Origin of the sequence: Cellulomonas aerilata (assembly GCF_007991755.1) — a bacterium.
Classification (GTDB): Bacteria; Actinomycetota; Actinomycetes; order Actinomycetales; family Cellulomonadaceae; genus Pengzhenrongella; species Pengzhenrongella aerilata.
The window spans coordinates 441,550-465,545 of sequence record NZ_BJYY01000013.1; the positions used below are offsets into that span (position 1 = coordinate 441,550).

Consider the following 23,996-nt stretch of genomic DNA (forward strand, 5'->3'; position numbering starts at 1 on the left):
GCCGGTGGAGCGCGACGTACGGTCGCCAGGCTCCGTCGCGGCTGGCACCGCCCGGGCGACCCTCGACCGACGACGCCCGAGATGGTGGCTGGACATGACGCAGACCGGTCCCGACGCCTCCGCCGTCGCCACGCGCCGGGGCCGCCCGCGATGGATCACCGCGGTCGACGACCGACCGGTGCTCCTCGTGGTCCTGGGGATGCTCCTCTTCAGCATCGGACCCGTCCTGGTCGGGGTGTCGACCACGTCCGGCGGGGTGCTCTCGTTCTACCGGCTGTGGATCGGCGCGGCGGCCCTGGGGATCGCCCTGCTGTGGCGGCGCCGCTCGCACCCGGTCCTCACCAGCCGGCTCGGCTGGCGCTGGGCCGCGGTGACCGGCGTCGTCTTCGGCACCCACCAGCTGCTGTTCATGCTCGCCATCAAGGCGACGTCGGTGGTGGACGTGACCCTCATGCAGGTGGTCGCGCCCGTGCTGGTCGGGGTGCTCGCGCGGGTGCTGTTCGGCGAGCGGCCCGGCGCGGCGTTCCGGGCGTGGTCGGGCCTGGCGATCATCGGCGCCGGCGTCGTGGTCGTCGCCGGCACCGCCGGACCGGAGGGCCGCCCGGCCGGGATGGCCCTGGCGTTCGCCAACGTCGTGCTCGCGGCGTTCTACGTCGTCTGGTCCAAGCGGGCGATGGCGCACATCGGTGCGCTGCCCTTCCTGTTCGGCGTCGGCGTGGCCGCGGCTGTGACCGTGTCCGGCTACGTGCTGGTCGCCGGCGAGCCGGTGGGGAGCATCAGCGGCCGCAACCTGACCATCGCCGCGTCGATCGCGCTGGTGCCGGGGGTGCTCGGGCACTTCCTGTCCACGTACCCGCTCAGCCGCATCCCGGCCAACATCCCGCCGGTCGTCCAGCTGGCCATGCCGTTCATCTCCGGCGCCCTGGCCTGGCTGCTGCTCGACGAGCGCATCACCGGCCTGCACGTCCTCGGCGGGGCCCTGTCCATCGCCGGTGTGGTGGGCGCGATGTCCTCCCGGGGCGGACGGCGGCTGCGCGCCGCCTCGCGGTCCACCGCCCGCCGCGAGCGCGATCGTCCCGACCAGGTCGCCGCCTGAGCGGTCGCCGCTCAGCCCTCGTCCACGACTCCCGCGCTGCCGCCGCCGCGCCGCGCGGGCTCCGCGACCGCCATGAAGGTGCCGTCGTCCAGGAGCTCGATCCCGGCGACCGCGCCGATCTCCGCGGTGGTCGTGAAGGTGTGACCCAGCGCCTCGAGCGCGGGGCGCGGGAAGCCCGGCTCCGCCTGCACCGCGGCGGTGTTGCGCTGGGTGGCCCGGGGGGCGGCGACGGCCTCGAGCAGCGTCATCCCCCGGTCCAGGCGGCCGACCAGGACCTGCAGGACCGTGGTGATGATCGTCGACCCGCCGGGTGACCCGAGCGCGAGCAGCGGCTCACCGTCCTGCAGGACGATCGTGGGGGACATGGAGCTGCGCGGGCGCTTCCCGGGCCCGGGCAGGTTCGGGTCCGGGGCGTCGCCCTGGCTGGGGACGAAGGTGAAGTCGGTCAACTCGTTGTTGAGCAGGAAGCCCCGGCCCGGCACGACGATGCCGTTGCCGCCGGTCGACTCGATGGTCAGCGTGTAGGCGACCACGTTGCCCCACTGGTCCGCGGTGGTCAGGTGCGTCGTGGACGTCCCCTCCGTGCCCTCGGCGCCGCCGGTCGCCGACGCCCCGCAGCCCCCGTAGGAGCCGTCCGGTGCGCCGGGTGCGACCGGCTTCGTGAGTGCGGCGTCCGGGTCGACGAGGCAGGCCCGCTCGGCGGCGAAGCCGTCGGAGAGGAGCTCCTCGAGCGGCACCTCGACGGCGTCCGGGTCACCGACGTACCGGTTCCGGTCGGCGAAGGCGAGGGCGCTCGACTCGAGGTACCGGTGCGTCGCCTGGGTGTCGTCGAGCACCGAGAGGTCGACGGTCTCCAGGATGTTGAGCGCCTCCCCCACCGTGGAGCCACCGGACGACGGCGGGGCCATCCCGTACACGTCCAGCCCCCGGTAGCTCACGTGGGTGGGCTCGCGCAGCGGGGCGGTGTACGAGGCGAGGTCGCCGAGCTCCATCAGCCCCGCCCGGACGTTCGCCGTGCTGCCCGGCACGACCGGCGGCCGCTGGACCGTGTCCACGATCTCCTGCGCCAGGGGGCCGGTGTAGAGGGCGTCGACGCCCTCCTTCGCCAGGAGCCGGTACGTGTCGGCGAGGTCCCGGTTGCGGAAGACCGACCCGACCTCCGGCGGGGCGCCGTCGGGCAGGAACAGGTCGGCCGTGGACGTGAACAGGCCGAAGCGTGCGGCGTTGTCCTGCGTCTGGCTGACGAACGTCTGGTCGACGACGAACCCGCGCCGCGCCACCGCGATCGCCGGGTGCAGCGCCTGGCGAAGGTCGAGGGTGCCCCACCGGTCGAGCGCCGTCGCCCACGTCGCCGGGGTGCCGGGGACCCCGGCGGACAGGCCCGAGGTGATTGCCTCGGTGGTGGGGATGGCCTTGCCGCCCTCGGTGAAGGACTCGCTCGTCATCCGCTGGGGCGCGGTCTCCCGTCCGTCGATGGTGTGCACCGTCCCGGACGCCCCGTCGTGGTAGACGAAGAACCCGCCGCCGCCGATGCCGGCCGAGAACGGCTCGGTGACGCCGAGCGTCGCGGCGGCCGCGACGGCGGCGTCGACGGCGTTGCCACCGCGGCGCAGCACCTCCAGACCGGCGGCGGTCGCCTCGGGGTCGACGGTGGCGACCGCCCCGCCTGTGCCCACGGCGACCGGCACCTTGTCGACCGTCCGGACGGCGGACGCCGGCGCCGTGCCGGTGGCGAGGACGAGGACGACGGCGGCGAGCGCGCCGACCGCTGCGGGGTGCCGGGACGAGCGCATGGGGGGCTCCTGGTAGCGAGGTGGCGCGGGCTCCCGTCCTACCACCGTCCGCGGCGCTCGCCCAGCCCCCGGGGTCCCCGGGTCCCCGCGCGGCCGTCCCGCGGCTGCGGCCGCTCCGCCCGCACGCCGTCGTTCGGCACTCGCCCGGCCGGCCGGCCGGTTCGCGCACCGCGGCGCGGGCTCCTACGGTCGAGGCCCGGACCGTTCTGCACCCGCCGGGTGACGATCGCCGTCGTCCGCGACCTGAGGAGGCCCGTGCGCGTGAGTGTGCCGTCCCGCCCGTCCGCCGTCGACGCCGGCGACCGCGCGCCTGCGCCTGCCGTCCCGGACGCGCCCGCCGTCCCGGGTCCGGACGCGGTGGTGCCGCGGTGAGGTTCGCCCTGGTCGGGTGCGGCGTCATCGCGCCGACCCACATCCGCGCGCTGCGCGAGCTGGGAGGCCGCGCGGAGCTCGTCGTGTGCTCGGACGTCGTCCCGGAGCGCGCCGAGGCGATGGCCGCCGAGTTCGGGATCGACGCGGCGCCGTACGCCGACGTCCTGGCGGACCCGACGATCGACGCCGTCACGGTCTGCACGCCCAGCGGCCTGCACGCCGAGGTCGGCGTCCCGGCGCTGCTCGCCGGCAAGCACGTCATCGTCGAGAAGCCCATGGAGGTCACGCTCGAGGCATGCGACCGGCTGCTGGAGGCGCAGGCCACGTCCGGGGCGACGCTCGCCGTCGTCTCCCAGCACCGCTTCGACTCCGCGTCGCAGGTGGTCAAGGCCGCCGTGGACGACGGCGAGCTGGGCCGGCTCGTCCTCGCCGAGGCGCGGGTGCCCTGGTACCGCACGCAGGAGTACTACGACTCGGGCCAGTGGCGGGGGACGTGGGCGCTGGACGGCGGCGGGGCCCTGATGAACCAGGGCGTGCACACCCTGGACCTGCTGCGCTGGATCTGCGGTCCGGTCCGGACGGTCTACGCCGTGGCCCGCACCGCGGCCCACGAGCGCATCGAGGTGGAGGACGTCGTCTGCGCCACCCTGGAGTTCGCCGACGGCGCCGTCGGCACCCTGATGGCCACGACCAGCGCGTACCCCGGGTTCCCGGCGAGCCTGTCCGTGCACGGCACCTCGGGCGGCGCCGTCATCGAGGGCGACCGCCTCGCGACGCTGGCCACGGTCGGGGGTGACAGGCGCGGTGGCGAGGCCGCGAACGCGCACGCCGTCCAGGTGGCGACCGGCGGGACCCGCGCGGCGACCGCCGCCGTCGACGAGGCGACCCGCACGGCCGCCGAGGAGCCGGGACCCGACGGCTGGGGCCAGGCGCACAGCGCCCAGCTCGCCGACTTCATCGAGGCCGCCGAGCAGGGGCGCCGGCCACTGGTCGACGGCGCCGAGGGACGGCACGCCGTCGAGGTGGTCCGGGCCGTGTACGAGTCCGCACGCACGGGCGACCGCGTCACGCTCTGAGACGTGCCCGGCGCCCGGGCGACGACCACCACGCCCCGCTCGCCCGGCTGCGGTGGACCGGCGTGCCGCGTGCCGGGTCGCGAAGCCACCCGGGTAGTCCACCGGATGCGCGGTCGCACCCCACGACGCGCCGACCGGGCGCACGATGTGGACCGTGACGACCGAGCCGGGATCGACCCCGACCCCCATGCGCCTGGGGTACGCCGGGACCTGCCGGTCCTGCGGCGAACCGGTGCCCGCGGGCACCACGGCGCTCTACGACCGGGCTGCCAGGTCCGTGACGTGCCTGGCGTGCTCCTCGGGCCCAGGGTCGTCGGGCGGGGGGACGCCGGCGGCGGCGTCCGTCATGCCTGCGAGCGACGCCGTCCGGAGCGATGTCTCCCGGGGCGATGCCGTCCGGCGCGATCCCGGGACCCCGCCCCGCGACGTACCGGACGCCACCCACCCCGAGGCGGTGGCCACCGGCTCGGCGGGCGCCTCGGCGCAGCGCGAGTACGAGCGCCGCAGGACCCGTCGCGAGGAGCGCGTCCGCACGGCGCACCCCCGGCTGGGCGGGCTGATCCTGGCCGTGTCGGACGAGCCGCGGAGCACGACGGCGTGGGCGACGGGGGCACAGGGTGAGCAGCAGCTCGGCCGGCGCCTGGACACGCTGACCGAGAAGGGCGTCCGCGTCCTGCACGACCGCCGCATCCCCCGGACGAGGGCCAACATCGACCAGCTCGCGGTCTCGCCCCGCGGCGTCGTCGTCATCGACGCCAAGCGCTACCGCGGGCGGCCGCACCTGCAGGTCGAGGGTGGCCTGCTCCGGCCGCGGGTCGAGCGGCTGCTGGTGGGGACACGCGACCGGACCTCTCTCGTGTCCTCGGTGCTCAGCCAGGTCGGGCTCGTGCGCGACGTCCTCGACGGGGCCGGGCACGCCGACGTGCCGCTCCGCGGGGTGCTGTGCTTCGTCGACGCCGACTGGCCCCTGCTCGGCGGTTCCTTCACGACCTCGGGCGTGCACGTCCTGTCTCCCCGGAAGCTCGCGCAGCAGCTCGTGGGGCCCGGCGGTCTGGACGAGGCCGCGACCCACGCGGTGCACCGCACCCTCGCAAAGGCGTTCCCGGTCGCCTGACGGGGACGGGGTGTGACGACCGACGGGTCCGCCCTCCGCGGTCGAGCCGCCGGCTCACCCAGGCGGCGGGGGCGGCTCCTCCGGCGGCGAGGGCGGCTCGTCCGGCGGCGGACCCGGCACGTCCGGCGGCACCGGCGGGTCCTCCGGCGGCGGACCGGGCACGTCCGGCGGCACCGGCGGGTCCACCGGCGGCGGACCCGGCACGTCCGGCGGCACCGGCGGCTCCTCCGGCGGCGGACCCGGCACGTCCGGCGGCACCGGCGGGTCCACCGGCGGGGGACCCGGCACGTCCGGCGGCACGGGCGGGTCCGGGGGTGGCGGCACACCCGGACCGGGAGCGGGCGGGGCGACGGTGACGGGCACCGTCGCGGTCGCGGGGGCGCCTCCGTCCACCACCAGCGTGACGGCGATCTCCGCCGGGACGCCGGCCGCCTCCGGGTCGGCGACCACGGTCAGCGACAGGCCCACGACGGCCGGACCCTCCGTGGTCGCACCGGGCAGCTCGGGCACCGAGCACACCACGGAGTCGCCGTCCGACTCGCAGGCCCACGGCGGCGACTCCTCCCCCGAGCCCACCCAGCGCACGCCCGGGGGGAGCGAGACGGTCACCACCACGTCCTGCGCGGGTGCCGGCGCGGAGTTGCGCACGCTGACGGTCACCGGCCCGGGCACGTCGGCGACGAGCTCCGCGGTCTCGGGGGCGACGACCGTGAGCTCGGGTGGGGCGGGGGCCACGGCGACCGGGACGGCGAGGACCACCGGCTCGACCGCGTCGGCGGTGACGGTGACGGCGACCACACCGGGTTCGGCCGCCTCCTCGTCCGCCACGCGGACCGGGACCGACAGGACGGTCGCGGCGCCGGGGGCCAGCTCCGGCAGGCAGAGCTGCACCGGCTCGTCCCCGCAGGGCACCCACCCGTCCCCGCTCGGGGGGCCCTCCAGCTCCAGACCTGCGGGCAGGACGACGGTGGCCCGCACGTCGGCCGCGCTGCTCTCGCCGGTGTTCGCGAGCTCGACGAGGACCGTCTGCACACCGTCGGGCGTCAGCACGACCTCGTCGGCGGACGACGACACCCCCAGCACCGCCGGGGTGGGCTCCGGAGCGGGCTGCACCGGCGGCGGCTCGGGTTCCTCGTCGACCGGGACGACGGGCGGCGGCGCGGGAGCCGGTGGCGGGTCGGGCGCCGGTGGCGGGTCCGGAACGGTCGGCGCGGGAGCCGGCGGTCGCGGGGTGGGCCGCGCGGCCGGCGGCGCCGTCGGGCGGGGTGCGGGCGCCTGCCGGGCCCCGCTGCTGGGCGCCGGAGCCGGCGCCGGGCCGGGCACGCCGGCGGCGGGAGGCGCGGTCGCCGGCGGGGTCACGGGCTCGCCGGCCGCGCCGGGCCCCGTTCCCGGTGCCGCCGGTCCCGGCGCCCCCTCCGCACCGGTGCCCGGCTCCCCGCCCGCGTCGCCGTCACCGCTGGAGGGGTCGTCGGCCGCTCCCTGCTCACCGCGTCCGTCGGACCCCGGGACCGCACCCGGGTCGGCGTCCGGGTCGGCGCCGCCGTCGACCTCTGCCTGCTCCCCCGACCCGGCGACCGGCGTGGTGCCCTCATCCGTCCCCGGGTCGAACACGCCTCCGAGGGCGAGGGAGACCACCACGAGGCCGCCCGCGGCCGCGGCCAGCACACCCACCGGGATCGCGGCGATGCCGGCGCCCGCTGCAGCACCAGCCGCTCCCGCACCCGCGGCACCGGCGGCCCCGGCACCCGCCCCCGCGGCACCGGCCGCTCCCGCACCGGCCCCCGCGGCACCGACCGACCCGGCACCCGCCGCTGCGCCACCAGCGGCTCCGGCACCAGCTGCTCCGGCACCCGCCGCTCCGGCACCCGCGGCAGCACCGCCCGCGCCCGCCGCGGAGAGACCCGCGCCCACCCCGGCCCCGACACCGGCCGCGCCCGCGCCGGCCGCGCCGAGGCCGGCCAGACCGCCTCCCGCCTTGACCCCGGCCCCGGTGCCTGCGCCGGCGGCCACCTCACCCGCCGGCGCCCCGGGCCCGGCCGCGGCGCCGTACCCCGGCGGACCGAGCAGACCGGAGGCCGGTCCGCCGAGCGACTCGCCCTCCGCACCGGCCGCCGCGGCACCCGACCCGTCGCCGGACCCGCCCGGGACCGCGCCGAGGTCCACGGCGTCGTCGAGACCGCCGACCGGGAGGCGCTCGGCCAGCGCGCCCACCCCGACCAGACCCAGCACGAGCGGGGCGACGACGCCCCGCAGGTCCTGGCCGTCGTCGCGCTGCGCCGCCTCGAGGGCGCGGCAGCGGGCGCAGCCGTCCAGGTGGGCACGGACGCGAGCGGCGTCGCGGCGCCCCAGGTCGCCCCGCGTCAGCGCGGGAACCATCGCCTGGACGGCGCGGCACTGCGGGGTCGGGGCGCCGTCCGCGTGGGCGCGCAGGTAGGCGTCGCGGAACCCGCTCCGGGCGACGTAGGTGAGCGAGGCCACCTCACCGGGCGACAGACCGAGCAGGCGTCCGGTCTGCGCGTCCGGGAGCCCCTCCACCGCCTGGTACCAGAGGACCGCCTGCCAGCGCTCCGGCAAGGAGGCGAAGGCGGCTGCGGCCGGGCTGTCCTCGGCGTCGACGAGCGGGGCGTCCAGCGGTGCGACGCCCGGCGGTGGCGCGGCCGCGGCCGCCGGCACCGGGACGGTCGGCGGGCCGCCTGGGCCGGGTCGACCGAGCGCCAGGCGCCGCACGGCGGCGAAGAGGTAGAGCCGGTAGGCGGCCTCAGGGCCCCGACCGACGGCGATGGCCCCGTCCACCTGCGCGAGCGCCGACTGGAGGATCGACTCGGCCTCGGCGGCGGAGCGCGTGTACTGCCGGGAGACGGCGCGTGCGGCTGCTTCGTGCCGCGTGTGGAGCGTCCGGAGGGCACCCCTGTCACCGCGCCGGGCGGCCACCAGGAGGTCGACGTCGGACGCGTCGCCGTCCCGCGCCTCGGGCTCGTCCGTCACCTACGCCGCCCCTCCGGGCCCCCTTGCCCACCATCCGGCTCTCCGCCGTCCGAAGTAGCGTGTCACGGTTCCGCGCGCGCGCACATGCCGGGCGCTCACGTGCTCAGCGTCGCCGCGTGGTCCGGCACGTACCGCTGGGTGTCCTTGGGCGGGCGGACGTACCCGGTCGACGGCGGCCGCGGCGGCAGCTCGATCGTCGGCGGCTCGACCTGCTCGTACGGGATGCTGTCGAGCAGGTGGGCGATCATGTTGAGCCGCGACCGCCGCTTGTCGTCGCTGTCGACGACCCACCACGGCGCCTCGGGGATGTCGGTGTGGACCATCATCTGGTCCTTCGCCCGCGAGTAGTCCTCCCAGCGCGTGACCGACTCCAGGTCCGTCGTGGAGAGCTTCCACCGCCGCATCGGGTCGTCCAGGCGGGAGCGGAACCGGGCCTCCTGCTCCTCGTCGGAGACCGAGAACCAGTACTTGCGCAGGATGATGCCCTCCTCGACGAGCATGCGCTCGAAGATCGGGCACTGGTGCAGGAAGCGGTGGTACTCGTCCCGCGTGCAGTACCCCAGGACGATCTCGACGCCGGCCCGGTTGTACCACGACCGGTCGAACAGCACGATCTCCCCCGCGGCCGGCAGGTGCGCGACGTACCGCTGGAAGTACCACTGGGTGCGCTCGCGGTCCCCCGGCGCGGGCAGCGCCGCCACCCGGGCCATGCGGGGGTTGAGGTACTGCCTGACCCGCGTGATCGTGCTGCCCTTGCCGGCGGCGTCGCGCCCCTCGAACACCACGACGAGCCGCTCCCCGCGGCTGCGGACCCATTCCTGCAGGGTGACCAGCTCGGCCTGCAGCCGGGACAGCTCCTTCTCGTAGACCTTCTTGGGGATCCGGTCGGACATCGCGCACCTCCGCACGTCGTGGCTCTCGGATCCTGGCACCGCCGGCGCCCACCGGTGTGCCGAACGGCGGCACGCGGAACCCCGGGGGGTCGTCGCAGGAGCGCCCGGCGACGCGCGAGGGGCACGTCCGGATGGACGTGCCCCTCGTGCCGGGTCCCTCAGGGCCCGGGTCGTGCGGGTGGTGCTACTGCTGGCGGATGGCGTCGCGCAGCACGTCGCGCAGCTCGTGGAACTGCGCCTTCTTGTTCAGACGCTCGTCCCACAGCAGGGCAGAGCCCTCACCGGGGAACACCCCGGGCACCCAGGAGTTCGCGTCGCCGACGCCCCACACGGTGTACGAGTTGCACGCCTCGACCGCGAGGCAGGCCTCGAGGGTGCCGCGCCAGAACGCCTCGGTCGTGGCCTGCAGCTCCGGGGTGAGCACCTCGTGGGTGAACCCGCCGTTGCCGTCGGGCTGGACGAAGGTGCGGATGTCGACCTCGGTCAGCGCGACCTCGAGACCCAGGTCCGCGAACCGCTGCAGGTTCTCCTGCAGGTTGGGGAAGCCGTACTGGGTGGCCAGGTGTCCCTGGAGACCGACGCCGTGGATCGGGACGTCCTGGGCCAGGAGCTCCTTGACCATGGCCTCCGCCGCGAGGACCTTCGGGCTGGTGAACTCGAGGTTGTAGTCGTTGTAGAAGAGCAGCGCGTCCGGGTCGGCCGCGTGGGCCCAGCGGAACGCGTCGGCGATGTACTGGTGGCCCGGCAGGCCCAGCGCCTCGTAGGCGTTGTAGAAGACGGTCCGGCGGTACGTGCCGTCCTCGTTGAAGGCCTCGTTCACGACGTCCCACTGCCAGATCTGGCCCTTGAAGTGCGTGGCCGTCTCCGTGACGCGCTTCTGCATCGCGTCCCGCACCTGCTGGGGCGTCAGGGTCGTCTCGGTGCCGTCCGGCGAGAGCCAGGCGGGCGTCTGGCTGTGCCACACCAGCGTGTGGCCACGCACGAGCTGGTCGTTCTCGACGGCGGACGCGATGAGCGCCTCGGCGGGGCCGTAGTCGATCTCGCCGCGGACGGGCTCCATCGGGCCCCACTTCATGACGTTCTCGGCCGTCACGCTGGAGAACTGCGTGGTGGCCAGGTGCCGGTACTTCCGGTCGTTCTCCAGCTCGTCGGTGTTGACCGCGACACCGAAGGTCAGCCCGAGCTCCCCGGCCATGCTGGCCAGGCTGCTGCGGCTGAACTGGTGGGACTCGTGGGCCGGCGGGGGCGTGGCCGTCTGGACCGGTGCGGCCCAGGCGGCGGTCGGTGCGACGGCCAGGGTCGCCAGCGAGAGGGCGCCGGCGATGAGGGAACGAGAGGTGCGCAAGACATGCTCCTTTGCATGGGGACATCCGGAACGTTGTCGATAACGTTTTCGATGCGCCCTCAGTGCAACACGAGGGCACGGCTCCGTCAACCGCTGGGCCGAGGACGGTCGGATGACCGACGCCGATGGCAAGCCGCCGGGGACTTGTTCACCCGTTCGGCGTCCCCTACGGTCGACGGGTCCGCGGCTCGGTGAGGCGTGCGGGCGACGGCGGCCCTGCGGCGGCCGGCACCCACCCCCCGTGTCCCTCTCGCACCAGGAGACTGCCGTGGTCGTCGCCCCCCTCGTCCGTGTCGGTCGGCCTCGATCGACCCGAGCGGCCACGACTGCCGCGACCGCTGCCATCGCCGGGCTCGCGCTGACGGCGGGATGGATGGGACCGGCCGTCGCCGCCGCGATGGCACCGGTGCGCATGGTCGTCGGCTCGGCCGTGACGGACGCGGCCGGCAGCACCTGGAGGTCCGCGTCCGGGACCGTGGGCGGCACGGTGTCGACGTCCCGCGCCGGCATCGCCGGGACGACGGACGACGCCCTCTACCAGCGCGAGCGCCTGGACCTCTCGGCATGGGGCATCGCCGTCGGCGAGCCGGGGACGTACACGGTGGTGCTGCGCCAGGCCGAGCTGACGGCCGGGGCTCCCGGACGGCGCGTCTACGACGTCACGGCCGAGGGCGCCGTCGTCGTGCCGAGGCTGGACATCTTCGCCCGCGCGGGCGGCAAGAACCGGGCGCTGGACGTGACCGTCGACGTGGTCGTCACCGACGGGACGCTCAGCCTGGGCTTCGTCCGCCGGGTCGGGCAGCCCAAGGTGTCCGCGATCCAGGTCACCCAGAAGGAGACGGCGTCGCCGACCCCCACGCCGACGCCAACCCCGACCCCCACCCCGACCCCCACGCCCACTCCGACGCCGACCCCCACCCCCACCCCGACCCCCACGCCGGTCAAGCCCGGACCGGACACGACGGGTGTGCCCGCCGGGACGGTCCTCACGCACCACTACGGCGACCTGACCATCACGACCCCCGGCACCCACCTCGACGCCATGGACATCCACGGCTACGTGAAGATCAGCGCACCCGACGTGCGGATCACCCGGTCCGTCATCCGCGGCAGCGCGGCCACGCTGACGACCGCGACACCCCTGGTGACCAGCTACAACGCTGCGAACACCGGCCTCGTGATCGAGGACAGCGAGCTCCGCCCCGAGCACCCGTCCTTCTGGCAGGACGGCATCGGCGCCCAGAACGCCACCCTGCGGCGCGTGGAGATCACCGGCACGGTCGACGGCGTCGGCGTGCACGGGGACGACCTGCACGTGCTGGACTCGTGGATCCACGACCTGCGCAGCTACGACGACGTCCCGAACCAGTCCGACGGGAAGAGCCACAACGACGGGATCCAGGTGCACCGGGGCACCGGCCTGCGGGTGTCGAACAGCACCATCACCGGGGGCAGGAACGCCGCCGTCATGGTCACCCCGAACACCGGGGCGGTGAGCGACGCGCGGATCGTCGGCAACTGGCTCGACCACGGCGGCTGCACCGTCAACATCAGCGAGAAGGGTCGGGGTCCGGTCCAGGGGCTGGTCGTCCAGGACAACCGGTTCGGCCGCAGCACCACCGTCGCGGACTGCCCGGTGATCATGCCCGCGACCACCGCGGCCGTCGCCGTGACGACCGGCAACGTCTACGACGACACGGGACTCCCCGCCCGCATCCGGACGAACGGCGCCTGAGCCGCGTCGCCGCCACACCGGACGACCCGCTCGGCGTGGGCGTCGCGCGCACCCCGGTTGGGGCGGTCGCCGGTCCGCGTCACCCCACGGCCGCGCCCGTCGGCAGGGTGAGGATCTCGGCGCCGTCGTCGGTGATGGCGATCGTGTGCTCGCTGTGCGCCGTCCGGCAGCCCGTCGCGCTCCGCAGCGTCCAGCCGTCGGCGTCGGTGACGAGCTCGTCGGTGTCCGCCATGACCCACGGCTCGAGCGCCAGCAGCAGCCCGGGCCGCAGCGTGAACCCCCGGCCCGGCCGACCGGCGTTCGCGACGTGCGGGTCCTGGTGCATCGTCGACCCGACGCCGTGCCCGCCGAACTGGGTGTTGATCGGGTAGCCCGCGCCGGCGAGGACCGACCCGATGGCGTGGGAGAGGTCCCCGATGCGTGCGCCCGGTCGGGCCGCGGCGATGCCGGCGCTCAGGGCGCGCTCGGTCGCGTCGATCATCGCGACGCTCTCCGGCGGTCGCGCCTCGCCCACGACGAAGCTGACGGCGGAGTCCGCGACCACCCCCCGCAGGGACACGGCGAGGTCGAGCGTCAGCAGGTCGCCGTCGGCGAGCGCGTAGTCGTGCGGCAGCCCGTGCAGCACGGCGTCGTTGACCGACGTGCAGATGTGGTGGCCGAAGGGGCCACGGCCGAAGGACGGCTCGTAGTCGACGTAGCAGGACTGCGCGCCGGCCCCGGTGATCATCGCCCGTGCCCAGCGGTCGACGTCCAGGAGGTTCGTCCCGACCGCGGCCCGGGACCGGAGCGTCTGGAGGATGTCGGCGACCAGGGCGCCGGCCGCGCGCGCCCGGGGCAGCTCGGTGGGGCTGAGGATCTCGATCATGCGACGCCTTCGAGGTGGGGAGCGATAACTATCCCGGCCATGCTATCCCGGTACTACAATCCCGGTCATGGTCCGGTTGCCACTCACCCCCGCCGACGTCGAACGCGGCCGGCGCCTCGGCGCGCTGCTGCGCCGGGCACGCGGTGAGCGGTCGATGCTCGCGACCGCGCTGGACGCCCGCATCTCCCCCGAGACCCTGCGCAAGATCGAGTCCGGCCGCGTGGCCACGCCGGCCTTCTCGACGATCGCGGCGATCGCCGAGGTCCTGGGCCTGTCCCTGGACGCCGTGTGGTCCGAGGTCACCCGGTCGGACGGCGAGGCCGGTGTCACGGGGCCCGGCGCCGACGCGGCGGCGCGCCTGGCCGGGTAGGTCGGGTCGATCGGGTCGGTTCCTGTCGCAGCCCGGCGCGACGCACGCGCGAGCCCGGGCCCGGTTTCGGACCCGGCGGGCTCCTCAGCTCGTGACGCGCTCGCTGTTCCGGGTCGGGCGGCAGACCAGCACCGGGCAGGGCGCGGAGTGCTGCACGCGGGACGCGGTGCTGCCGAGGAGGATCGTCTGGGTCAGCCCACGGCTGCCCGCGGCCAGGGAGATCAGGTCGGCCTCGACGTCCTCGGCGGCCCGGATGATCTCCTGGGCCGGGGAGCCGCTGCGGATCTGCTGGTGGACGGTGGGTCCCCACCCGTCGAACTCCGCGGCCACGAGGTCGACGGCGACCTGGGCCTCGCGGGCGAAGCTCAGCTCGGTGAGCTCGGTGGGCCGCTGCGAGCCGAGCTCGTTGGCGAACGGCACCGCCGCGAACGGGCTCACCACCGCGACGACCGTCACGTCGGTGATCTCGCGGGAGTCGGCGATCCACTTGAACTGCCGGGCCGCGACCAGCGACGCCCGGGACCCGTCGGTGGCGACGATGACGTGCATGGTCAGAGCTCCTTGTCCGCGGCGGGCGCTTCGACGGCTGTGGCGGGAGCCGGGTGCTCCCCTGGTGCACCCGGCTGCTTGTGCCCGAAGAACTTCTCCAGGAGGTACAGCACGAGGCCGACGGCCAGCAGACCCCCCACCCAGAACAGCGCCGCCGGGTCGTCGATCAAGGTGTACACGAGCACGGCCAGGTTGCCGACGATCCCGAGGAGCAGCAGCGGGGTGTTCGCCCGGTACGTGTCCGCTGTCTCGTCACTGCCCCGCAGCTTCAGGCAGGCGACGATCACCAGCGCGTAGATGAACAGCAGGAACACCACGGTGATGGTGGCCAGCCGGTCCACGACGTCCAGCTGGTCGTCCACCGGCAGGTCGGCCTGGGTAGTGCGGATCGCGGCCCCGATCACAAGCAGCGAGACGACGACGGCGGCACCGAAGAGCAGCGCGACGTACGGGCTCCGGCGCGTGGGGTGGATCCTGGCGAAGACCCCGGGGACGACGTCCTCGCGCGCCATCCCGTACAGGATCCGGGACTGCGCGACCACGGTGACCAGGGCGGTGTTGCTGATGGCGACCATGGCGACCAGCCCGAAGACGACCAGCATCACGGTCGCGGGGATGAAGAAGAGATCCGCGCGGATCACCTCGAGCAGCGTCTCGCCGGCCAGCGTCCCGATCGGCACGGCCAGCGCCGCGGAGACGGAGACCAGGACGTAGACCACGCCGGCGGTGAGCATCCCGCCGAGCAGCGCCCGCGGGAAGGCGTGCGACGGGTCGATGGTCTCCTCGGCCACGTTCGCGGCGTTCTCGAACCCGGTCATCGCGAAGAAGGCGAGCGACACCCCGGCGAGCACCGCGAGCACCGGCGACCCCTCCGCGCTGAACTGCAGCAGCACGCCCGGGTCGTTGACCCCGGTGACCAGGGCGATCACGCCGATGACGACGACCACCACCAGGCCGCTGAGCTCGATGAACGTCATGACCACGTTCACCACGACGGACTCGGTGATCCCGATCAGGTTGATGACGGTGATGAGGGCGACGAAGACGACGGCCACGATGGTCCCGCGCCAGATCGACTCCTCCGAGAGCCCCACCAGACCGCTGAAGTAGCGCACGAACCCCGAGGCGAGCGACCCGACCGCCGCCATGTTGGCCGACAGCATGCAGATGGTGATGAAGAACGTCAGGAGCGGGTTCCGGAACGCCTTGTTGACGTAGAGCGAGGCACCGGCCGCCCGCGGGTACTTGGTCACCAGCTCGGCGTACGCGAGCCCGGTGACGGCGGCGATGGCGACGCCGGCCAGGAAGGCCATCCAGAAGGCTCCCCCGACGGCCGCGGCGACCAGGCCGACGAGCACGTAGATGCCTGAGCCGAGGACGTCGCCGACCACGTAGAAGTACAGCTGGCGGGCGGTGATCGAGCGCTTGAGCTCACTGTGCCGGGACAGGTCCGCGGTGGCAGGGATGGCCATGCGTCCAGAGGCTACTGTGACCTGCGTTACACGCGGGTTTCGGCTTCCTGCGGTCGTGCAGGCGTGGAGGCCGGCACACCGGGCGGTCCGGACGCCGCGTGCCTGCGCACGGTCGTCCGGACCCAGCTGCCGCACCGCCGGACCCGAGCCGTCATGGGGAGCCCGACGACCGTGGCGAGCGCCACCGTCGGCGGCCTGCCCCGGTGCCCGCGCAGGCCCAGCCGGCGCGCCTCCCGCAGCGCCCGCCGGCCCACGGCGTCGTCGCCCAACCAGAGGCAGTGCCGGGCGATGAGGTAGTAGCGCTCGGCGAGCCCGCGCTGCTTCGTCTCCCCGTCGATCGTCGTCGCCGGCAGACCCTCGAGCGCGGCGGGCGCGTCGAGCATGTGGTGGTGCGTGTCCCGGCGCGTGCTGAGGCTGCCCGGGACGGCGTGGAGCACCCACACGCCGCATCCCTGCTCGGACTCCGCGAAAGACGTCCCGAGCATGACGGCGCGCAGGACGAGCTCCCCGTCCTGGTCGCGGCGGATCGCCGGGTCCCACGCACCGATCGCCTCGAGGGCGTCCTTGCGCCACAGGACGGAGCACGGGGGGACGAACTCGTTGCGGCCCAACCAGCGCAGGTACAGGTCCGCCGGGGACCGGTAGGCCCGCCGCTCGACGGGTCCGTACCGCCCGGTGCCCTCGTCGAGCTGCCGCCAGGGCCCGAACACGACGCCGGCGCCGGTGCTGCGGGCACGGGCGAGCAGTCCCTCGAGCAGCGGGCCCTGCAGGTAGTCGTCGCTGTCGAGGAACATCACGTGCTCGGTGGTCACCAGCTCAAGCCCTCGGTTCCGGCTGCGCTGGGCGCCGAGGTTCGTCTCGTTGACGACCACCCGCACGAGGTCCGGGTCGTAGGTACGGGCGATCTCCTCGGTGCGGTCCCCCGGGCCGTCGACCACCACGACGACGCTCGGCCGGCAGCCGCTCTGCCGGAGCACGGAGTCCACCGCCTCCTGGAGCGTGCGCTCCGCGAGGTAGGCGGGGATGACCACGGTGACGTCCGGTACGGGCACGGTCGACGCTCCTGGGGTTGTCCGGTCGTGGCGCGTACAGGGCACTGCGGTGCGGGCCGAGGCCGTGCTCAGCGCGGCCGCCGCCGGTCCAGCGACGCGCGAGCCGCGGTGTACTCCGGGCAGGGCCACTCCTGCAGACCGCCCCAGTGGTGCGTGCACCAGGCGGAGCTGTCGTCGCAGGTGGGGGTGTGCTCGGCCAGGGTGCGAGCGTCGAGGCGGTCGCCCAGGCGGGCCGCCGACTCCGTCACGGCGCGCCGCGCGCGGTCACGCCACGCCGCACCGCGCCTCGCCGACCCGGTCGGCGCCGCAGTGGATCGCCCGCGGGTGGACGGCGGGGTCGCCGCCGGCACGCGTGCTGCCGCGCCGGCCAAGGGCACCTCGAAGGTCGTCATGGACGCGAACGTAACGACGCCCGGTGCAGGCCAGGAGACGGGCGGGTGAACCGCGCATGAAGAGTCGGATCGCGGGCCGGACCTGGTCTCGCCCCGTGCCGTTCGCGGCCGCCGCCGCCCGCGGGGCGCTCGTGCCCGGACAGGGCCGCGGCCCGCCCGAGCGCCGTCGCCCCGGACGATCCAGGATGGGCCGGTGACCACTGCGCCGGCCCTGCGACGTCGGTGGCTGTTCGCCGACCAGCTCGGGCCGCACTTCCTCGACCACCCCGACCAGCCCGTGCTGCTCGTCGAGTCCCGCGCGGTGTTCCGGCGCCGGCGCTTCCACCGCCAGAAGGCGCACCTGGTGCTCTCGGCGCTGCGTCACCGCGCCGCCGAGCTGGGCGACCAGGCCGTGCTCGTCCGCGCGGACACCTACGCCGAGGCGCTCGCGCAGGTCGACGGGCCGCTCGACGTCTGCTCGCCCACCTCGCGCGGCGCCCTGGACTTCGTGGAGCGGCAGCCGGGGCTCGAGGTGCTCCCGCACCGCGGCTTCGTCACGGCGCGGGCGGATTTCGAGCGCTGGGCCGGTCACCAGCAGGGCGGGCTGCTGATGGAGAACTTCTACCGGACCGCCCGGCGCGTGCACGACGTGCTCATGGACGGCGACCGGCCCTCGGGCGGCCGGTGGAACTTCGACCACGAGAACCGCGAGCCGCCGCCGCGCACGCCGACGCTCGACGTCCCCGAGCCGTGGCTGGCGCAGGAGGACGAGATCGACGCGCAGGTGCGCCGCGACCTCGACCGCTGGGAGGCCGACGGCGACGCGCGGTTCGTCGGCGTCGACGGGCCGCGGCGCTTCGCCGTCACCCGCGCCGAGGCGGTGGCAGCGCTGGACCGGTTCATCGACCACCGGCTGCCCACGTTCGGCCGGTACGAGGACGCCATGCTCGCCGCCGACCCGTGGCTCTCGCACTCGATGCTCTCCGCCGCGATGAACCTCGGCCTCCTGGACCCCCGCGAGGCCGTGGAGCGCGCCGAGGACGCCTACCGGTCCGGCCGAGCGCCCATCGCCAGCGTCGAGGGGTACGTCCGGCAGCTCATGGGCTGGCGCGACTACGTCTGGCACGTCTACTGGCACACCGACCGGACCTACAAGCAGTCCAACGCGCTCGAGGCGCACACCCCGCTGCCGGCGTGGTTCCGCGAGCTCGACGCCGACGCCGTCGAGGCGCGCTGCCTGCGCGACGTGCTCGGCCAGGTCCGTGACATGGCCTGGGTGCACCACATCCCGCGGCTGATGATCCTGGGCAACTGGGCGCTGCAGCGCGGCTACGACCCGGCCGAGCTCACCGACTGGTTCCACGAGTGCTTCGTCGACGGCTACGAGTGGGTCATGCAGCCCAACGTCGTCGGGATGAGCCAGCACGCCGACGGCGGGTTCATGGCGACCAAGCCGTACGCGTCCGGCGGCGCCTACATCAACCGCATGTCCGACTACTGCGGCGGCTGCCGGTACCGGCCGGACGTCCGCGTCGGGGACGACGCCTGCCCCTACAGCGCCGGCTACTGGTGGTTCCTGGACCGCAACCGCGAGCGCCTCGCCCCCAACCGGCGGATGACCCAGCCCCTGAACGGCCTGGCGCGGCTGCGGGACCGCGAGGCGCTGGTCGAGCAGGAGAGGATGCGCGGCGCGGCGCCGCCGTGAGGGTGGGGACCACATGCTCACCGGTCTGCCGCCGTCCGGCGTGACCGTCGGGTCGACGAGCGCGCCCGGCCGTTTCGCCTCCCACCGACGACGGTGGCGGTGGCGGTGGCGGTGGCGGTGGCGGTCCGAGATTGCGCCTACCCGGTGTAAGGAGCGGAAAGTCGCGGACAATATGTTGCTCGCCGCATGCGTCGCCAAGAAGTGTTGGCGCGCCGATGCGCCTGACCCGGTTGTTGAGACGCGACGCGCTCCCAGGATGGGCGATGCAGTTCCGCGCGACCTACGACGAACGTCTACCGTCGCACCATGACAGACCCCGGCCATGTCTTCGTCGTCCGCGGACGACTCGAGAACCTCGACCACGACGTCGTTGTCCTGCCGACCGACCGGAGATTTACGGTCACCCAGAGGTGGCGACCCGTACTGGACGCCGGACGAGCGAGTTCGGATGCCTCGTGGCGAAGTGCGACGCGTTCGCTGCAGCCCTCGCGATGGGAGTCGCGCCATTATGGGCGCGCATCCAGCGACCACACCCACTTGCTCCCTGTCAGCACGGTCTGGTTCGTCGACGTAGCTGATCGCAGCAGTGGTACGGCTCTGAAGGAGCAAGCCCGTCAGGCACTGGACCGGGTGCGCGAGACACTCGCGGACATAGCCGACTCCGGCATTGGTCCGGCGAGCGGCAGACCACGACCGCTCGTCGCCCTGCCGACGCTCGGAGTAGGCGGAGGAGGTTTCGACCAGGTGCGAGGCTTCGTCGTCGATGGCCTTATCCGGGTCTGCGAGGAGGCGGTCGAGGCTGCCGAGATCGACGTCGTCATCGTCGCCGCAACGGCGTCCGATTACGCAGCCTTTCAGCAGCACCGGCGCGTGATCAGCGAACATCCGGTGCACATAGGAGTGGACGGATTGGAGCAGGCTCGTACGCTCGCCACGAAGGTGCGGGACGGCTCTATCGCTCTCTTCCTCGGTGCTGGCGTCAGCATGTCCGCCGGCCTGCCTTCGTGGGGTGGGCTCATCGAGGAACTGGCCGGCACCCATGCAACTGACGTTCTGTCTCTAGCATCGCCCCTCGATCAGGCCGAACTGTTGCAAGAGAGGTTGGGCAATCTCCAAGCGCAAGTCGCGGATCTCATCTCGGAAAAGCGCCGATACGGGTTGAATCACGCACTGCTCGCCGCACTCGGATGCCGTGAGGCGGTCACGACGAATTACGACCACCTCTACGAGCGGGCCATGGCGGACGCCGGGCAGCGGGTCGTACCCGTCCTCCCGTTCGAGAACCCCGCCCCCGAAGCACCATGGCTTCTGAAGATGCACGGCGACGTGGCGCACCCGCACTCGATCGTTCTGACTCGCTCCGACTTCGTCGGCTACCACGCGCGGTCAGGACCACTGGGCGCAGTTGTCCAGGCACTGCTGCTCACCAAGCACCTGCTTGTCGTCGGGGCATCGATGACCGACGACAACTTCCTTCGCCTGGCACATGAGGTCTTGGCCTTCCGCGCAGCGAATCGTGGGGAGAACGGCGAGTCGTCACCGCTTGGCACGGTGCTCACTCTGGACCCGCAACCGGTGAAGGCAGAGCTGTGGCGTAATCGATTCGACTACGTGGCGGCATCCGTACCGTCAGCCGACGACGGCGTGCTCGCCCGTCGCCTTGCCATCTTCCTGGATTCGATAGCGATGCACGCAGCGGAGCCACGCCACCTTGCAGACCCAAGATACGACTATCTGCTGGACGACGACGGCAGGGCGATCGCAGAAGCCGCAAGGGAACTGGCCAAGGTCATCGACGCAAGGGCCGCAGGCGGCTGGGAAGCGTTGCGACGGACCCTGGAGCAGCACGGCCTTACAGCGCCCCGATTCGGCAAACCCCCGCAAGACGTGTCCGGCTGACCACCACGTACTCGCATGGACAGTACAACGCTGCGGTTCGGACAACACCGAGCATCGCTGCCCCCGGCCGCTACTCGAAGAAGTCCTCATCGATCTCGACGACGTCGTAGGTCTTACTGACCTGCACTCCCACACGGTACTTGATCATAAGGTCAGTTAGCCTGGTGCCGTCGATGAGGACAATGCGCGTGGGGATAGACCGGGCGTACTCGCGGGCACCTGGAGTGAACGAACTGGATGTGATGAAGACGCCGCGGCTTGCACCAAATCCGTGCAACGCGCCGATGAATGCCTGGATCGCCTCGCGGCCGACGTTATTGCCCTCCGCGTACCGCTTGGCCTGGACATAGATCTGATCCAGTCCCAGCGCGTCCTGGTCGATTACACCGTCGACACCGCCGTCGCCACTTCCGCCGATCGGGCGTCCACGCTGCTCGCTACCCCCGTAGCCCATGGCAAGGAGGACGTCGATCACGGCCTGCTCGAAAAACGCCGGCGGTTGCTCTCTCAGTCGCGCCAGAAGTTCAGCTGCGACCTCTGCCTGGACCCTGGCAACGCCGTGGTCGATCTGTTCGATCGGGTCGACCTCAGCCTCCACCTCATCGAGCACTACAGACGAACCCGCCCGCGGCAAGCGGGCCTTCTTCGGCCAGAACGGAGCAAAGAGCCGATTCGCCTCCGCGAAGTCGCTCAGACCCTCGGGATGCACTGCAAGCCACGACCGGCCCGCATCGGTGATCCGATAGTGCGCCCGTGAGGCTCGTTCGATGAAGCCCGCCTTGTTCAGGTGCGTGATCGCCCAACCTACGCGCCCTTCCGCGCGCGGGCCGCCGGAGTCCAGTGCCTCCGCCTTCGCGTCCTCACTCAGGCCGGCTGCGTCCAGCGCACGTTCCTTCAGCTCACGGCGCGACACCGTGTGTCCGTCCGAGAGCACGCGGAGAACCGGAGCGACGAAGGCTGGCCATATGGGGACCACAGAGGTGGCGATTTCCGTGCTCATGTTCTCCTCCGGTAGCGCACTGCTGTTGGAGTCGAGCGAGGGGGTCGGTCATCCGAACCGGCGCGCTCGACCGCCGCACGATGGCAGTGATCGACGCCTCAGCCTATACATGCGGGCCTCGACTGGAGCGGACCAATTCGTCGATCGCTGGAGCCGATCGTGCCTCCGGTGACACGTCAACTCAGACGTCTTGGTCACCGCAGTGACGCACGAGGTCAAGAATGCAGAGGACGAAGGGACCATCAGCAATGCGCTACTCACATGTCGGAGTACTCAGTGTGATACGACCGCCGATTACATCGGCGCGCTCCCGGGGACCTCGCCGCGCACGTGGCGGCGCTCGATCCCGGCGGTGGAGCGCACCCCGAGCAGCTGCATGCCGCGGGTGTACTCCGACTCGAGGATCTCCACGGCCCGCTCCACGCCGCGCTCGCCGCCCGCCATGATCCCGTACAGGTAGGCACGCCCGACCATGACGGCGTCCGCGCCCAGCGCGACGGCGGCGACGACGTCCTGGCCGTGCATGACCCCGCTGTCGAGCAGGACGGTCGCCTCCGGCCCGACGGCCGCGCGGACGGACGGCAGCACGTCGAGCGTCGCCGGGGTCCGGTCGAGCTGCCGTCCGCCGTGGTTGGAGACCACCACGCCGTCGGCGCCCAGCGCCATGACCTGCCGCGCGTCGGCCGGGTTGAGGATGCCCTTGACCAGGATGTGGCCGTTCCAGTGCTCCCGCAGCCAGGACAGGTGCTCGAAGCTCAGGCCGGGCTCGAACAGCACCCGCGCGACGTCGGCGGAGGTCCCGGGGAAGTCGCGCATCGACGCGAACCCGACCGGGGGCGTCGTCAGCTTGTTCGTCCACCACGCCGGGTAGCGGGCCATGTTGAGGAACGTCCGGGGCGTCAGGGTGGCCGGGATGGTGAGCCCGTTGCGCACGTCCTTCAGGCGCGAGCCGGCCACAGAGGTGTCGACGGTCAGGACGAGCGTGGAGAAGCCGGCCGCCGCCGCCCGGTCGACCAGCTCGCGGTTCAGGTCCGTGTCGTTGGTCAGGTAGAGCTGGAACCAGTTCTGGCCGCCCGGCGCGGCCCGCTGGACGTCCTCGACGGTCGACGTCCCGACGGTCGACAGGGTGTACGGGATCCCGTGCCGCTGGGCGACCCGGGCGACGGCGACCTCGCCGTGGTGGTGCATCATCCGCGTGTACCCGGTGGGGGCGAACACCAGCGGCAGCGCGACGTGCTGCCCGAGCAGGACCGTCGAGGTGTCCGGGTCGGCGACCGAGCGCAGGCTGTCGGGCACGAAGACGACGTCCTCGAACGCCTGCCGGTTGCGGCGGGCGGTCACCTCGGCCTCCGCGGCCCCGTCGACGTAGTCGAAGACCGACCGCGGCGTCGTGGTCCGGGCGACGCGTCGCAGGTCGTCGATGCTGAGCGACCGGCTGAGCCGGCGTTCCACCGGGTCCAGCACCGGTCGGCGGAACCGCACGAGATCCCCCAGCTCCGACACCTTCGGCAGCTGGCGGCCGGTCACCGCTCCGCTCGTGCCGCGCCCCTCGCCGACGACCGGGCTGTCGGGGACCGACCCCATGCGAGCTCCCTCACCTCGTGGACGTCACCGCCCTGGACGTCACCGCTCCGTGCCGCCGGCTCGGTCGCGGGGGTGACCGCGGACTGCCGCGCCGCCGGACCGGGTCCCATGATGTGGCCCGGACGACCGCGGTGCACGGCCCGGCACGCCGTCGGCGGCGACGCACGGGTCCGTCGCGTCCCGTGCCCTTGTCCGGCCAGGCCCACGGGAGTAGACCCGGACCCTGGACGGACCTCGCCCGCAGGACGCGCTGCTCAGTGGCGGGAGCGAGGCTCGTGCCTGCGTCGAGGGAGCGTGGTGGTGACCGTGAGCGAGCTCGGCGGCCCGCACCCCCCGCGGGCGGTGCGACCGGGGCGGCCGGCGCGACCGGGGCGGCTCGTCGTCGGCGTCGTGCTCGGCATCGTGGCGGTGCTGGTCGCCCAGTCCGTCCTCTTCTTCGCCCTGTCCGGCCACCCGGCCTTCGCCGCGTCCCCCGCGTTGCTGTACGTCAGCCTGCTGCTCCCCGGCGTGCCGGCGGCGGGGCTGCTGCCGAGCGCCCGCGTCCGCCGCGCGGCGGCCGGCCTCGTGCTGGGCCTCGCCTGGGGCGCCATCGCGACGGCCGCGGTCACCGCCGTCCTCACCGCCGTCGCCCTGGCGGTGCTCCGCTGACGTGACCCTCCACCCCGTCTGGGGCACGGGCAGGCACACGCGAGCCGCGCCGCCGGACCGGTGCACGCTCGC

19 protein-coding genes are annotated in these 23,996 nt (G+C 73.6%); 8 read left to right on the top strand and 11 right to left on the bottom strand.

Annotated elements, in window-relative coordinates; translation table 11 throughout:
- Nucleotides 1-94: 94 nt before the first annotated feature.
- A complete protein-coding gene (locus CAE01nite_RS10125) occupies nt 95-1,096 on the top strand; it encodes a DMT family transporter (RefSeq protein ID WP_146903565.1) in 1,002 nt (333 codons plus the stop codon).
- A gap of 11 nt (nt 1,097-1,107) precedes the next feature.
- Here the strand turns inward: CAE01nite_RS10125 and ggt are convergent, their stop codons facing one another.
- Entirely contained in the window at nt 1,108-2,889 is a 1,782-nt protein-coding gene (ggt, locus tag CAE01nite_RS10130; protein ID WP_146903568.1) for a gamma-glutamyltransferase, read from the bottom strand.
- A gap of 368 nt (nt 2,890-3,257) precedes the next feature.
- Here ggt and CAE01nite_RS10135 point away from each other — a divergent pair, with 368 nt between their 5' ends.
- Together CAE01nite_RS10135 and CAE01nite_RS10140 are read left to right on the top strand one after the other, a co-directional pair.
- Nucleotides 3,258-4,337, top strand: a complete 1,080-nt coding sequence (locus CAE01nite_RS10135; RefSeq protein WP_146903571.1) for a Gfo/Idh/MocA family protein — start codon at nt 3,258-3,260, stop codon at nt 4,335-4,337.
- Between the two features lie 346 nt (nt 4,338-4,683).
- A complete protein-coding gene (locus tag CAE01nite_RS10140; protein ID WP_246131129.1) occupies nt 4,684-5,451 on the top strand; it encodes a nuclease-related domain-containing protein in 768 nt (255 codons plus the stop codon).
- 54 nt (nt 5,452-5,505) lie between these two features.
- Here CAE01nite_RS10140 and CAE01nite_RS10145 read toward each other — a convergent pair whose 3' ends face one another.
- The 3 genes from CAE01nite_RS10145 to CAE01nite_RS10155 form a co-directional block, all read right to left on the bottom strand.
- Complete coding sequence (locus CAE01nite_RS10145; protein ID WP_146903576.1) at nt 5,506-8,436, bottom strand: zf-HC2 domain-containing protein; 2,931 nt, start codon at nt 8,434-8,436, stop codon at nt 5,506-5,508.
- Between the two features lie 95 nt (nt 8,437-8,531).
- Complete coding sequence (gene ppk2 / locus CAE01nite_RS10150; RefSeq protein WP_146903579.1) at nt 8,532-9,329, bottom strand: polyphosphate kinase 2; 798 nt, start codon at nt 9,327-9,329, stop codon at nt 8,532-8,534.
- Between the two features lie 184 nt (nt 9,330-9,513).
- Nucleotides 9,514-10,674 carry an endo-1,4-beta-xylanase gene (locus CAE01nite_RS10155; RefSeq protein ID WP_146903582.1) on the bottom strand — a complete coding sequence of 387 codons (1,161 nt, stop codon included), beginning with the start codon at nt 10,672-10,674 and terminating at the stop codon, nt 9,514-9,516.
- Nucleotides 10,675-11,047: 373 nt separating this feature from the next.
- Between CAE01nite_RS10155 and CAE01nite_RS10160 the strand changes: the two genes are divergently transcribed.
- The gene (locus CAE01nite_RS10160) at nt 11,048-12,409 is read left to right on the top strand and encodes a malectin domain-containing carbohydrate-binding protein (protein WP_146903585.1); all 1,362 of its coding nucleotides are present in this window, start codon (nt 11,048-11,050) and stop codon (nt 12,407-12,409) included.
- A gap of 79 nt (nt 12,410-12,488) precedes the next feature.
- Here CAE01nite_RS10160 and map read toward each other — a convergent pair whose 3' ends face one another.
- A complete protein-coding gene (gene map / locus CAE01nite_RS10165) occupies nt 12,489-13,274 on the bottom strand; it encodes a type I methionyl aminopeptidase (protein ID WP_146903588.1) in 786 nt (261 codons plus the stop codon).
- A 67-nt stretch (nt 13,275-13,341) separates the two neighbouring features.
- On the opposite strand from map, the gene CAE01nite_RS10170 reads away from it, so the two are divergent.
- Nucleotides 13,342-13,644: a helix-turn-helix domain-containing protein gene (locus CAE01nite_RS10170; RefSeq protein WP_146903591.1), complete on the top strand. Its 303-nt coding sequence runs from the start codon at nt 13,342-13,344 to the stop codon at nt 13,642-13,644.
- Between the two features lie 84 nt (nt 13,645-13,728).
- On the opposite strand, the gene CAE01nite_RS10175 is transcribed toward CAE01nite_RS10170, so the two are convergent.
- The 4 genes from CAE01nite_RS10175 to CAE01nite_RS10190 all read right to left on the bottom strand — a co-directional run bounded on the left by CAE01nite_RS10175 (nt 13,729) and on the right by CAE01nite_RS10190 (nt 17,109).
- The gene (locus tag CAE01nite_RS10175; protein WP_146903593.1) at nt 13,729-14,193 is read right to left on the bottom strand and encodes a universal stress protein; all 465 of its coding nucleotides are present in this window, start codon (nt 14,191-14,193) and stop codon (nt 13,729-13,731) included.
- A gap of 2 nt (nt 14,194-14,195) precedes the next feature.
- Entirely contained in the window at nt 14,196-15,665 is a 1,470-nt protein-coding gene (locus CAE01nite_RS10180; RefSeq protein ID WP_146903596.1) for an APC family permease, read from the bottom strand.
- Nucleotides 15,666-15,691: 26 nt separating this feature from the next.
- Complete coding sequence (locus tag CAE01nite_RS10185; protein WP_146903598.1) at nt 15,692-16,717, bottom strand: glycosyltransferase family 2 protein; 1,026 nt, start codon at nt 16,715-16,717, stop codon at nt 15,692-15,694.
- Between the two features lie 68 nt (nt 16,718-16,785).
- Nucleotides 16,786-17,109, bottom strand: a complete 324-nt coding sequence (locus CAE01nite_RS10190) for a hypothetical protein (RefSeq protein ID WP_146903601.1) — start codon at nt 17,107-17,109, stop codon at nt 16,786-16,788.
- 193 nt (nt 17,110-17,302) lie between these two features.
- Here CAE01nite_RS10190 and CAE01nite_RS10195 point away from each other — a divergent pair, with 193 nt between their 5' ends.
- Both CAE01nite_RS10195 and CAE01nite_RS10200 read left to right on the top strand, forming a co-directional pair.
- Nucleotides 17,303-18,793, top strand: a complete 1,491-nt coding sequence (locus CAE01nite_RS10195; protein WP_246131130.1) for a cryptochrome/photolyase family protein — start codon at nt 17,303-17,305, stop codon at nt 18,791-18,793.
- Between the two features lie 306 nt (nt 18,794-19,099).
- Nucleotides 19,100-20,692 (top strand): SIR2 family protein, encoded by a 1,593-nt coding sequence (locus tag CAE01nite_RS10200; RefSeq protein WP_146903604.1) that lies wholly within the window; start codon nt 19,100-19,102, stop codon nt 20,690-20,692.
- A gap of 70 nt (nt 20,693-20,762) precedes the next feature.
- Here CAE01nite_RS10200 and CAE01nite_RS10205 read toward each other — a convergent pair whose 3' ends face one another.
- Both CAE01nite_RS10205 and CAE01nite_RS10210 read right to left on the bottom strand, forming a co-directional pair.
- Entirely contained in the window at nt 20,763-21,692 is a 930-nt protein-coding gene (locus CAE01nite_RS10205; RefSeq protein ID WP_146903607.1) for a restriction endonuclease, read from the bottom strand.
- Between the two features lie 294 nt (nt 21,693-21,986).
- Entirely contained in the window at nt 21,987-23,276 is a 1,290-nt protein-coding gene (locus tag CAE01nite_RS10210) for an alpha-hydroxy acid oxidase (RefSeq protein WP_146903610.1), read from the bottom strand.
- A 306-nt stretch (nt 23,277-23,582) separates the two neighbouring features.
- Between CAE01nite_RS10210 and CAE01nite_RS10215 the strand changes: the two genes are divergently transcribed.
- Nucleotides 23,583-23,924: a hypothetical protein gene (locus tag CAE01nite_RS10215; RefSeq protein ID WP_186816512.1), complete on the top strand. Its 342-nt coding sequence runs from the start codon at nt 23,583-23,585 to the stop codon at nt 23,922-23,924.
- The last annotated feature ends 72 nt before the right edge of the window (nt 23,925-23,996 follow it).